Genomic DNA, 12,260 nt, shown 5'->3' with positions numbered 1-12,260 from the left:
TATTTTATATTTATGTTTATTCGGCTGTTTACTTATAATACCGAGCTCTTTCATTAAGCTAGCAGCTTTATAGCGACCAACATTTTCACCCTCTTGGGTAAGCTGGCCAGCTATTGTCCTTGCACCCGCGGAGCCTCTGCTACGACTATGTATATCAACAACTTTTTGACGCAGCAATGCTTGCTCAGGTGTAACAATACCCCGATATTTAAGTCGATAATGATAGCTACTACGAGGTATTTCAAATAGCTTACATAATGGCTTTATTGAATGAGGCTCTTTTGATAATGCTGCTATCAAATCTATCGTTTGATGTTGTCCTGCATTAAAAGAGCGGAAGCTTTTTTTAGAATATCGTTTTCCCACTCAATCTGTTTAATTTTTGCTTCGAGTTCTTGAATGCGTTTTTGTTCTGGTGTCATGGCTTTTGAAGTTGGTGTTATTCCACCATGTTCTTGCTTTAGCTGAGCAACCCAGCGACTCATTGCTGTATATCCGACACCAACAGCATTACATGCTTCTTGTATTGTGTAGCCTTTATTTAGGACTAAATTAGCAGCATCGTGCTTGAATGCGACTGAATAAGTTGTTCGAGCTTTTTTCATTATGTACACCATTTTGATATTAAGAGTATTTTATCCTATTTAGGTGTACAAGTTCATTAAGCCACAACAGTTGAAAGGGAGAGTGGTCTAGCTTAGTTTCTGATTAAATAAATTTTATATTATAGAGCGCAAGGTTAGGAAACATCTTAAAGGGCGTTTATAATATTAGCCTAAAAGTTTTATAAGAGTTATGAGTGATATGGACAATACGTTATTTGAAGATGTAAAAGAAGAACTTTCAGAATCAGGGGAAAAAATTGGCATTGAAGCAGAAAATGATGAAGATGTAATTGAGCCATTTGATCCTGAAGAGATTTCAATTCAGCAGCGTGTTGTATCTATGGATGTCATTATCCGTCGATTAAAACAAGGTTCTATTCAATTAGCACCATCATTTCAGAGAAATGAAGTATGGGATATAACTCGTAAAAGTCGATTAATTGAATCATTAATGTTAAATATTCCTTTACCTATGTTTTATGTGGCATCAGATGAAAAAAGCCAGTGGGAAGTTGTTGATGGTTTACAACGGTTATCGACTATTCGCGATTTTATGATTGGAGACAAAAATGGAGAGATGCTTAGACTTAAAAATTTAGAGTTCCTTGGCGAGAAGTATGAAGGGAAGACTTTTCTTGCAATAGAAAATGAACCAAGTGCACAAAAATTAGTTAATGATATTTATGAAACTGAAATGCGTTTTACAGTTATTAATCCGGGGACGCCAGAAGCTGTTAAACGTAATATTTTCAAACGTATCAATACTGGTGGCATGCCTTTAACTACTCAAGAAATTAGACATGCATTATATGAAGGTATTTCTTCTAAATTATTAAAAGAATTAGTGACATCACCATCATTTAAAGGTGTTATTGGTAAAAAAATCAATGATAGCCGAATGGGTGTTAGTGAATTAATGCTCCGCCTAATTGCCTTTATGGTAATGGATAGAAGTGCTTATAAATCAGGTATGGACTCTTGGTTGAGTAATGCTATGCGTGTAATTAATTGTTTTCCTGATCCAACAGAAGATGAATTAAATAAAATATTTCAGAAAAATGAGGTACCAAAGCTAAATATAACTTCAGTTGAAGAAATAAAAGAAAAATTTATACTCGCAATTAATCGAAGTGAAGAGATATTTGATGGGCATGCTTTTAGAAAATCATTACCTAATGAATATCGTAAGAGTCCAATTAATAAATCTTTATTCGAGGTATGGGGGAATATTTTGTCAGATTTATCTGAATATGAATATGAAATATTAAAGTCGAATAAATATGAATTAATTGAATCTTATAGTGAGTTACTAAAAAAACTTGAATTTAATAATGCAATAAGTCGTCATTCATCAACGCAAAAGGGTATCATTGATAGTTTTAATAGTATTAAAGAGTTGGTTTTAAAAAATATAACTGATTGTGAGGGAAATAAAATTGATTAATGAATTACATATTAAAGGATTAAAATCTTTTGTTGATGAGAAAATTGAATTCTCTAATTTAACATTATTAGCTGGTTTGAATAATAGTGGAAAAAGTTCTGTTATTCAGGCGTTACGTATGTATTCATCCGCATTAAATGGTATGTCCCCGTTACTTTGTGGACATGGTGATGTATCTGATCTTCGTTCTGATTTTGTAAGCAATACTGATGATATTTTAGTATCCCTAGATTTTGGTGAGGGTAAAAAAGGTAAAATGCTTCTATCTGATCATTCTGTAGAAAAACCATTAATTGGACCAGAATTTTTTTATGTAGGAGCAGATAGACTTGGGCCTCAATCTTTTTTACCTCTGAACTTATCTCTTGATGCAAGACCTAAAGTTGGTGATAGAGGTGAGTTTGTATTTGATTTTATTGAAAAATTAGAAAGATATGGCTTCTTATTACCTGAAGATTTAATACATCCAGCTTCTCGTGGCGAAACATTTGAATATGTATTACAAGGATGGCTTACTGAAATAGCTCCTGGCGTAGAGTTTTCGTTTTCAACTAATAAAAAAGCAGATATTTCCCATGCTGAAATTGATAATTATCGACCAGCAAACGTAGGCTTTGGTTTGAGTTATACGCTTCCTATTATTGCTGCCACGTTAGGTGCTACAGCTATTGCTCCTACTTTAATTGATCAGGATGATTGGGTTACTGAATGGGAAAATTTAAAACAAAAAAATGGTGTGCTTTTAGTTCTTGAAAATCCTGAGGCTCATTTACATCCTCGGGGGCAAACAGCTATGGGTAAATTGATTGGTTTAGCTGCGGCGAGTGGAATTCAAATTGTAGTTGAAACACATAGTGAACATGTGATGGATGGTATTCGAATTGCAGTTAAACAAGGACTACTAAATAGTGAAAAAGTGAAGTTTCATTATTTATCAAAAGATAAAAGCGGTTTAACTAAAGTAGATTCTCCAAATTTAGATGCAAATGGAAAACTTGATTTTTGGCCTGAAGGTTTTTTTGATCAAACATTAAAAAATCGTTCAATTTTGGCAAAAAGGACGCGCTAATAATGGATCATGTTATCTGTATAAATCAGAATAGCTTTCCTGCAGTAAATTCAATACAAGGAGCTCAATTATTTGATGACTCTTTACAAGGGGTATTAGAACTTCAAGATGGAGGACAAGATCGTTTTTTATTTTATTTAGATACTAATTCTGGTGATTTATCTAATTTTGAAATAGCTCCCAATTTCACATATGGACAGTTTATTGAAGATTGTCCAGATCAGGACTTGGCTGTTTTTTTATCTGAAGTTGAAGATAAATGCCCAGCATTAGATTCGTTATCAGAAGAACAACAAGATGAAATGACTGCGCATGATTTTTATATACCAAATGAACCTGTTGGTAACTATCCTGATGTTTATTCTATGGCTTGGTCATTATCAGGTTATTTACTAAGCATTAACACGGGTGGATGTTGGACTAACGATCAAATTAGTATTGCGCGATCTGATGGGGAGGGAAGATTTGTCGATGAAATATTAAATCTTAGGAATATTTCAAGTCAAAATCATGGAATTATTCATTATAACGCATTGAATGAGATTGATTTAGAAAGTATAGCGTCTCCTCATCTTATTTCTGAATCATTACTTACATGGTTTAATTCTCAAACGACTGAGAATAAAATCCGAATTGTTGATAAAATTCGTTTATCTTGTAATAGAGAATTTCAAGGTTCTAAACCGTTATTTGAGACATTGACTAACGGTAATGGGTTGAGAGAGATTAGATTCTCAGCATATGCAGGAGGGGCTATCAGAATTTTATTCAAACATTTTCAAAATCATCAGCAGGCTCTTCTTGTTGGTTTTATTAAACATAGTGATTCTGAAGGCTATACAGCAGCCATGCGGCAAGCTGATGATATATATAATAATTTATAAAATATAATTTATTGGGATATCTAGTTATTGACTTTGTTATGATATTTATGCAACCCCCCCCACATTGCAGAACCTCACCTACTAGGTGGGGTTTTGTCGTTTTAGGATTCCATTAAATCCATAACCGTCCTTTGAGGCGGTTTTTTTATGTCTGAAATTCGCCTATGAGAGAGAAAGTTATTAGCTGGTTTGCCTACCTGTGGGCAGGTTTAACTGGTGTAGCCTCTGGTCTTTCCATGAACGAAATAGGGGTGCTCATCTCTATTTTTGCCACCGTATTTACCGCGTTTATTAACTGGTTTTATCGACATCGAACCCTCAAAGCCCTGCAAAACCATCCAGAGGTGAAGAAAATCTATGAGCAAATTGAAGAAGACTAGTGGCGTTATTGGCTGCTTGGTTGCCAGTGTGTTGGCGGTTGTAGCGGGTACCGATCACGATTTAAAAACCACCCCTGATGGATTAGCGTTTATCAGTAATCTAGAAGGGTGTTCATCATCCGCTTATCAATGCAGTGCCGACCGTTGGACTGCAGGGTTAGGCCATACCACAGGAGTAAAACAAGGCGACAAAGCAACCACCGAAACCATTGCTGATTGGTACATTGAAGATATCAGCGCGGCGGAAAAGGTGGTTGATCGGCAAGTTAAATTACCTGCTGGCCCTCAATACGATATGGCAGTGTCATTTGTGTTTAACCTTGGGGCTGGCAATTTTCGCAGTTCTACCTATCTCAAGAAACTTAAAGCAGGGCAGTTAACCGCTGCCTGTAATGAATTTCCACGCTGGGTATTTGTGAATGGTAAAGATTGTCGACTTGATAGCAGTCACTGTGCTGGCATCGTTAAACGCCGTTTAGCAGAGCAAAAGGTGTGCTTGTATGGCTATCAGTAAGTTCAAGCTCATCGGGGCTGTTGGTGTATTAACGGCATTATCGATATTGGCGTGGACGTATTCACAGACAGTGCAAAAGCTAGAAGCGGCTCAAGCACTGGTTGTGGAACAACAAACCCAATCACAGCAGTTAGTGGACGTTAATCAGTCGATGCAATCTACCATTACCCGTTTAGAGCAAGCATCCCACCAAGAACGATTAGCCGCTGAACATAACGAACGTCAACGTCAGCAATGGCAACAACGGGCGTTAAAAGCACAACGTCAAATCGATAAGGATATTGCTCATGAAAAGTGTGCTGATTTGCCTATCCCTAATGCTAGTCAGTGGTTGTACTACACCAAGCCCACAAGTGGTCACTCAATACAAAATTGAATACATCAAACCACCTGCAGCGTATTTGATTAGTTGCAAACAACCATTCCATAAACCGCCGATGACTTGGGGTGAAGCCGCTAAGCGTGATCCAGTATGGTTACACCATTTCTCGCTGTGTGCTGCACAAAGGAGAATAAAGGATAGCCATAACTTTGAAGATCAATCATGAGTAATTACACTTAAGTCTCAAGTAGCTTATGGTGAAATCAATGACAATTTTAAGATGTAAATTGCATCTTTTATCTTGTGATTAATAAATATTTGGCGGTTTGATATTTATATTTTTTAAAAACAAATTTATAAAACAATAGAGAACACATAAATTTATATGTGTTCTCTGTTTATATTATTTTTTTGATTTAGCTAAAATTGTAACGCCTTCCGTATAGCTAAATCCATAACCCCAACCAAAACTCATATTAGGGCTAGATGAGTAATCATTTTTATACCTTCCGGATATTAAAGGTATAATGTTTATGACTTCAAATCCGCCTTTTTCTAAATCAGCAATAGCTTTTTCAATGCGCTTAGTGAATTTTTCACCATCCATTTCTTTGTCAGAATATCCTTCTGAGTGCCATACTTTTTGTTCTTCATAAATAGGGATTTGTTCTTCTACAAACCTTTTAGAGAATATCCCTTTTTCTACTTTTACTGTTTTAGAACCCACTTCGACTTGATCTGTCGACCAATAACCATATTCTATAAAGGGGGCTTCTACCCATATTGTTTTTATTGTCATAAATTTCAAAATAATAAAGATTTTTTATATTTAATCATATATGATTTTTTAAATATGATAAGAACGTTTGGTTTTTTAAAATAAATATAAATATAAATATAAATATAAATTTTAATTGGTTAGGTTCTTATGTATAAAAAGACATACAAAGTATTTAGTGTTTAATGTTTATTCCAAATTAGAATGCTAAATTTTATTAGAAGAACTACGGATAGATAAACTAAGTTAGTTATTGATATAGCTCAACTAAACAAATTTAATAATCAGACGAATATCAATTAAAAGTAAAAATGCGCCGTGTAGAATTATTTCAAATTAATCTATAGGGGTGATTATATGAAAAATTGTTCGTTACTTAAATTAAGTTTAGTTCTACTGCCACTGCTAGTTGGTTGCTCGACAACGAAAGAAGTTAATAATACAAGTGAAGCATATAATATTGCGAACCAAACAATTTTAACTAAAGATTATCGAATATTATTAACGAAATATAAATGTCCACTCAAGGATTATTCTGCTGATGACGTTAAAGCTATTCAAGCAGCATTTGAAAAGCGATCACCCGGTAATTTATCTATTGCTTTTGGTGTCTTATCTTTGCTCGGTGGTGATTTAATGTCTGGTGGTATTGATATTGTTGGTGGTACCACAGCGAATATTGCAAGCTCTCGGCATAGAGCCTCAAATCCAACTTGGTTTGCAGCTATTCCCAAAAAGCAGGCTAAAAATGGGTTAGATGCAACAAATCAGGTCAGAAAAACAATACAAAATGAAGCGATTAATTTATTAGAAGAATATGGTGTTGAGCTTGAAAAGGTTGTCATAAAACCGGAGAGAAAAGCTGTATTTGGTGGAGAAATATCTAGAGAAGTTGCTTATAAGGTTAAAAATTCGGATGTTGTTTACGGTTTTCATTTTAATGAAATTTATCTAAGTAATGAAAGAGTTGAAATGGTAGAAGGAAGAACAAATTTTATTGCTGATAAAGAACAATTTGTTCTTGGTCCTGAAACTCAATTCTATGGATTAAATATTTTTAATAAAGAATTTTTTATTAAAAACAAGATTGCACCATTTGATGAAAAAGATGGATATGACGTATTTATGAATAAATTAACATCACGATTGCCTCAAGGTTATTTCTATTATTCATCACCATCTGAATCAGCGAATTTTATTCCTGCTATTTATAAGAATGGTAAAAAACACCTCTTTTTATCTAAAGGTATAGCACTATAAGAAAAGGTGGTGATCGTTGGACTCATAAAGGACGTCTACTTTAAAAAGCAAATTCAAGTGACCTTATAACGTTGAATATTTCGATTAAGAAACTTATAAGGCCTAATTTTGATATTCAATTGAAGTCAGGCCTTTTAATTTGATTTTGATCCGCTATCAGAAGTGCAATTTAAGACGTTTTTCCCTGAGACTTTCTCTGTTACAGAGGCCCAAATCAAAGGCTGTCGAGTGAATACTGAAGACTTGATTGATATCTTGCCGGCGATTGGCCAACAGCAACCACCACAACGATTATTACTGATGATGATGTTAGCCCATGGCTCGTATTGGTGAAACCAGAAAGGCTCTATGGAAGAACATCAGTTTTATTGAAAAGCGGTGGCTAATTCCTAAAGAAGACGCCAAGAATGGGGTAGCAATGAGCTATCCACTTACCGCTGAGATGATTGAACTATTACGCTCATATCAAGCATGGCAACGTGAGCTAGGCTATAACAGTGATCACTTGTTCCCGTTATCTCGTTGGAATAATCAGCCAATCCACAGTGCTAAAGCCAGTGAATGGGTGCGGGGAGTGTCAAAGAAAGCATGGAGTGCTCATGATCTTAGAAAGCGAGCACGTTCAATATGGGCAGAATTGGGTGTTGATTACATTGTGTGTGAATCACTGTTAAATCATGCTCGGGATAAGCTAGATCAAGCCTATATCCATACACATATGGAGTTACAGAAGAAAGAAGCGTTAGAAACGTACCATAAATGGCTTAAAAAAGGATGGTGTACCTGTCTAGCACCTGTCTCGATTCAAAATCCAATCATCGATAAACTCTTATCCAGACTGGCTTGAAGCCACTTTTCATTATAAACCTCAGCGGATGATAATAAGAATGCAGATTTGTACGAAAAACGAACAAATCAACGTTAATTTGATGGAAGCTGCACGAGCTGTTCCTCATCAAGTTGGCTTAATAAAATTGAGTAAAACCCAGTTGAAAGTTCTGCAGTCGATTATGCCTGGTGAAAAGGTAACAGCAGGGCAGATTGCCGAGCGTTGTGAGTTGTCGAGTTCGTGGGCCAGTACTTTGTTGAAGACGGTTTGGGAAAGAGGGTATTTGGTGAGAGGTGGCCATGTTCGAATGAATGGCGGACTTGAATTTGTTTATTCATCAGCGTGATTTTGAATGAAAATTGATGTATTAGCTTATTCATGATCTAGCAGCATTATGGTGTAAAAGTCACTTTGTGGCTCAGTACTTTTATATATTAGTAATATTTTCTTAATTTACTAAAAATCAAGACTATATATTGAAATTACTGGTTAATTTAAGGTGTATGCCTGTGGGGGATTATTAACTTTAGTTCTTGGCTCTCATTAATTATATATAGATATATAAAGTAAAAGTGCTACCAACATCATGATATTTAATGATTAAATTGAATACAGTTGTAATGTTTGCAGTTATATTACTGTTAAAAAATGAGAATGCATTATTATTAATATTAGTATGGATATACTGTAGATGTTTAAGAATGAAGCAAAGATGCAAGAGTGGTTAGTAGAAGCGTTAAAAGATTTAGATGGGTTAAACGATCTAATATCAAATTCTGATTATTTATATAGTTACGAACCTAATAGTGAAGAAGCAAGTAAGGTATTGAGTTCATTCATTAAGTGTAGCCGCTCTCTGAATATATTAGAACTCATATCAAAAGACGAAAATATTTCCATGAAAACCCCCGATTCTTTAAGACCTGATTTCTTATTCTATTCTGCAGAATCACAGGGAATGGTTATCGTAGAGTTGAAAAATATTAGGGGGCCGACGAGAGAAGTTGGTACCGAGTTATCTGCTTATTCCTGCGAGGTGAGAAGTTATATCCCATATTTATCTGAAGGGGATCTTTTTCATGTGATAGTCTCTAATCATTGGCCGACCTTACTGAGGCATTATATTTTCCATGAAATATTTTGGAATCAAAAAAACATCATATGTCTTCAGCCAATAAATACAGATGATGGAATAAGGTTGAAAATTATAAGTATTGATTTAGTGTTAGAGGCAAATGTTGGTTTTAGTATTTCGGAAAAACATTTAGCTGGTTATCAACTGTGTTTGTATGATAAACATTCATACGATCGTAATGCTGATAAAAATCGATTAGATGTTCATATTGAACAAATGAAAACCGCAATACATGTAATGTCCTCTGAAGGTCATAGACAAAGATCAAGTGGTTTTGCTTTTCTTTGGAAAGACTATCTAGAAATTAGTATAGCCCCATATAGTATATCTATTTTTAACATGGCCCCGTTTAAATCTATTGAACGATTTTTGCATGAAGCTAATAGTATAAATGAGTTAACCAACATACAAATGCGTTTTCTAAAATTGACCCAATGGCATGCACCAACTGGTCATGGAGATGCATTGCAAAGTATTTCTGATGCAGGTAAACCTTTTTTAGAAAAATTTTGTTCTCCGCACTTAGAGGGATTTCATGAATGGGGGGACTATAAGCCGATGATGTTAAATAGAGCAAAACTTTTGTCTTTTCACTGTTGGGGTATTTTTGAAGAGATGAGAAATATCGTTTTAAAACAAGAATACGATGCGGGAAATTTAGATCTAAGAGTGGATGATCCTCAATTAGGATTAACAGTGATTAATCGCATTATAGATGATGAATATGAGTTTATAAGTGTCGGTGATCTAGATCTTGAGTCTGTTTAAAATATGTGCAGAGAAGCTAACACTTTTTAAGTGGTTAGGTTCTTCTTGGCGTTCAAAAACGTCAAACGAGTCAGACTCTCGGGAAATAAAAATTTTTCGACTCTCTTAGCCACCACCACCGAGGTTGGTGATTTAGACTATTTTCGGTGGTGAAGGGTAGAGCGTGATGCGTAACGTAATGATGATTTGTCATGTGTACTTATAAGTTTAGAACCATCTGAATTGCTTTGGGCAGAGGCGTGTTAGTGCAATAGCACTAACACTGTAGATTAGATAAAATATCTTGCAAACTTGAACGTTTATTTATTCTTTCAATTGTCTAATTTCCAAAAATACGTCACTCACAGAATCATATTTGACTTCATTGTCTTGTGTCTTACTAAATAAGGTTAAGATACTATTGATTTGCTGTAATAAATCAATGATTTTGGCTGCTCTATTGACGTGATCAGGTTTAGCTTGGGGCCACTCAATATAATTCATTTGATAGCCTCTAGTACTATGGGACAAGATCTTATTAAATATCTTATGAGTAACATCTGCTGTTGATTTAATGTCAATTAACTCTAATAGAGAAATCATAACCTTTGAATCAAAGGGCATATTTTCCTCAATACATAACTGAAAAATGAATGAATCGTTTGCGATATTATAAGTATTGTCCCAATTAAATGTTATACCACACTCTCTATACAACCACTCGCGTAGCTTGGACTGTATTGTTACACAATGTTGATGTATCGATGGTTCTTTTAATAAGTTTGGATCTAGAATGACTGAAGAGTGAATATGGCATAAAGCGATTTCCACAAAAACTCTTACTTCGGACAATAATTCATCTAAACCCTTGTCGATTTGCATTGGTGTAACACCGCTATACGGTGATTGTTCTGGCGATATATAACGTCGTTCAAAGTCTGGTAGTCTTTCATGTAATACGTTTAGAGCTTCTTCAGATTTAGTGAGTACTTCAATATTCAGTTTCTCTTTGATTGTTAAGACGTTGGATATCTTGGCCTTATTCCACATGTTGTACACAGTACTATGCATCACTCTTAATTCTTTATCAGAATGGCCACTAATTAGATCATCAATTTGTTGGCTAACTATTGAAATTAAAGGTGAAAAATCTGGTATGTATAATACTTTGCTCTCTTTTTTCTCAGAGATCAGATTAAAAAAATCTACGATGTTACGTTCATCTATTCTCTTGATATGGCGTCCAGTTTTTGGATCAACCAACTGTGTTCTAGCAATAAGTTCTTCTTTCACTTCTAATTCCTAATATTATATTTATGGGAATAATCCGACGTTAATCGGAAATTTCCTTATCCAACCTTGTTTATGTATGTTAGATAGAGTTATGTAAAAAACTAGGCTAAATAACGAATGAGCTTGAGTTTTATGTAGTAAAGTAGCGTAAATATGTTAGTTAATCGTTCACATTATACTAATTGATTTGTATGAAAAAACTAATTTATATCAAATGTTTAGAATGTTCCAAATATATTGCAATTACACTTCAATCTCGACTTAAACAGGAATGTAAATATTATTTTATGAAATGGTGAATAATTGTTGGTATTGTAAGGTCTTTTGAAACAATATCTTCTCGAAATAGCAAAAATGGTCATGACTCCAACCTGTTGATCAATAGTAAAACTCTCGTTCGATAAAGGCACCGATGACCTTATCGTGCATTTCTTCTGATCTGGAGAAGCTGATAGTTTTTCGAACTAGTCGTTTCAAGCGAGTTATTAGGGGGTGATTGGTTCGTTCAATCCTTTGCGTGTACCGCTTACCTATGTTGTGCTTCTCTCTTGGCGAGAGTTTTTTAAAGTGCGTAAAATAGTGTTGTAAGCTCCTTTCAGTATACGCCCAGTATCTCTTACGCCAGAGCTATTCATTGCCATTTCAACAATATTATCTTTAACGTCAGGTTAAGCATAGTCGAGCTGAAAAGTACGTTTACAATTGAGGCACCGAAAACGTTGATAGCCAGCAGCACCCTTACCATACTTTCGAACAGCATTATGCTGACTGCAAAAATACAAACTCTATTTAATAACAGAAACATTATTATTCACAATAATTGAATGTAGATGAAAATTTTATTGTGGTTTGAAATTAATATATTTGATACGAGAGAGGCAATTTTATTAGAAGACGTCGATATAATTGTATATACAGTATCAAATTCAGGATCATGGAAATCATGTGGAGTGGTGGCATTCAGTTGTTTGAGGGCACTTCAATCTATACTAATTTATTT

At 34.7% G+C, this 12,260-nt stretch carries 14 protein-coding genes and 1 pseudogene; 10 read left to right on the top strand and 5 right to left on the bottom strand.

Translation table 11 applies throughout. The annotated features are described in order from the left end of the window. Both C9I86_RS05760 and C9I86_RS05755 read right to left on the bottom strand, forming a co-directional pair. Positions 1-300, bottom strand: a 300-nt coding sequence (locus C9I86_RS05760; RefSeq protein WP_158258921.1) for an IS3 family transposase, incomplete at its 3' end; no start/stop codon positions are given. 2 nt (positions 301-302) lie between these two features. Next, entirely contained in the window at positions 303-605 is a 303-nt protein-coding gene (locus C9I86_RS05755; protein WP_158258920.1) for a transposase, read from the bottom strand. Positions 606-804: 199 nt separating this feature from the next. On the opposite strand from C9I86_RS05755, the gene C9I86_RS05750 reads away from it, so the two are divergent. The 6 genes from C9I86_RS05750 to C9I86_RS05725 all read left to right on the top strand — a co-directional run bounded on the left by C9I86_RS05750 (position 805) and on the right by C9I86_RS05725 (position 5,272). Continuing rightward, complete coding sequence (locus C9I86_RS05750) at positions 805-2,049, top strand: DUF262 domain-containing protein (protein ID WP_107275887.1); 1,245 nt, start codon at positions 805-807, stop codon at positions 2,047-2,049. Then, positions 2,042-3,118, top strand: coding sequence for a DUF3696 domain-containing protein (locus tag C9I86_RS05745; protein ID WP_107275886.1), 1,077 nt, complete (start codon positions 2,042-2,044; stop codon positions 3,116-3,118). Before C9I86_RS05750 ends, C9I86_RS05745 begins: the two co-directional genes overlap by 8 nt. A gap of 2 nt (positions 3,119-3,120) precedes the next feature. Further along, positions 3,121-4,002: a type II toxin-antitoxin system RelE/ParE family toxin gene (locus C9I86_RS05740; protein WP_107275885.1), complete on the top strand. Its 882-nt coding sequence runs from the start codon at positions 3,121-3,123 to the stop codon at positions 4,000-4,002. 164 nt (positions 4,003-4,166) lie between these two features. Further along, positions 4,167-4,382 carry an HP1 family phage holin gene (locus C9I86_RS05735; RefSeq protein ID WP_036794948.1) on the top strand — a complete coding sequence of 72 codons (216 nt, stop codon included), beginning with the start codon at positions 4,167-4,169 and terminating at the stop codon, positions 4,380-4,382. Next, on the top strand, positions 4,360-4,896 hold the full coding sequence (locus tag C9I86_RS05730) for a lysozyme (RefSeq protein ID WP_107275884.1): 537 nt from the start codon (positions 4,360-4,362) through the stop codon (positions 4,894-4,896). Before C9I86_RS05735 ends, C9I86_RS05730 begins: the two co-directional genes overlap by 23 nt. Beyond that, positions 4,883-5,272 carry a hypothetical protein gene (locus C9I86_RS05725; protein ID WP_107275883.1) on the top strand — a complete coding sequence of 130 codons (390 nt, stop codon included), beginning with the start codon at positions 4,883-4,885 and terminating at the stop codon, positions 5,270-5,272. Before C9I86_RS05730 ends, C9I86_RS05725 begins: the two co-directional genes overlap by 14 nt. Positions 5,273-5,621: 349 nt before the next feature. Here the strand turns inward: C9I86_RS05725 and C9I86_RS05720 are convergent, their stop codons facing one another. Next, entirely contained in the window at positions 5,622-6,017 is a 396-nt protein-coding gene (locus C9I86_RS05720) for a hypothetical protein (RefSeq protein ID WP_107275882.1), read from the bottom strand. A 336-nt stretch (positions 6,018-6,353) separates the two neighbouring features. Between C9I86_RS05720 and C9I86_RS05715 the strand changes: the two genes are divergently transcribed. The 4 genes from C9I86_RS05715 (at position 6,354) to C9I86_RS05700 (ending at position 9,988) form a co-directional block, all read left to right on the top strand. Continuing rightward, positions 6,354-7,256, top strand: a complete 903-nt coding sequence (locus tag C9I86_RS05715; protein ID WP_107275881.1) for a hypothetical protein — start codon at positions 6,354-6,356, stop codon at positions 7,254-7,256. Positions 7,257-7,572: 316 nt separating this feature from the next. Further along, the gene (locus C9I86_RS05710; protein WP_107275880.1) at positions 7,573-8,103 is read left to right on the top strand and encodes a tyrosine-type recombinase/integrase; all 531 of its coding nucleotides are present in this window, start codon (positions 7,573-7,575) and stop codon (positions 8,101-8,103) included. A 40-nt stretch (positions 8,104-8,143) separates the two neighbouring features. Next, positions 8,144-8,431, top strand: coding sequence for a MarR family winged helix-turn-helix transcriptional regulator (locus tag C9I86_RS05705; protein ID WP_107275879.1), 288 nt, complete (start codon positions 8,144-8,146; stop codon positions 8,429-8,431). A gap of 345 nt (positions 8,432-8,776) precedes the next feature. Next, positions 8,777-9,988 carry a hypothetical protein gene (locus tag C9I86_RS05700; RefSeq protein WP_107275878.1) on the top strand — a complete coding sequence of 404 codons (1,212 nt, stop codon included), beginning with the start codon at positions 8,777-8,779 and terminating at the stop codon, positions 9,986-9,988. Positions 9,989-10,291: 303 nt separating this feature from the next. Here the strand turns inward: C9I86_RS05700 and C9I86_RS05695 are convergent, their stop codons facing one another. Beyond that, on the bottom strand, positions 10,292-11,260 hold the full coding sequence (locus C9I86_RS05695) for a hypothetical protein (protein WP_107275877.1): 969 nt from the start codon (positions 11,258-11,260) through the stop codon (positions 10,292-10,294). Positions 11,261-11,638: 378 nt separating this feature from the next. Then, a pseudogene (locus C9I86_RS05690) lies at positions 11,639-12,042 on the bottom strand (IS1 family transposase). Positions 12,043-12,260 lie beyond the last annotated feature (218 nt).

The sequence above is a fragment of the Photobacterium sp. NCIMB 13483 genome (assembly GCF_003025475.1).
Taxonomy (GTDB): domain Bacteria; phylum Pseudomonadota; class Gammaproteobacteria; order Enterobacterales; family Vibrionaceae; genus Photobacterium; species Photobacterium piscicola.
This window is presented reverse-complemented; position numbering and strand designations above follow the sequence as displayed.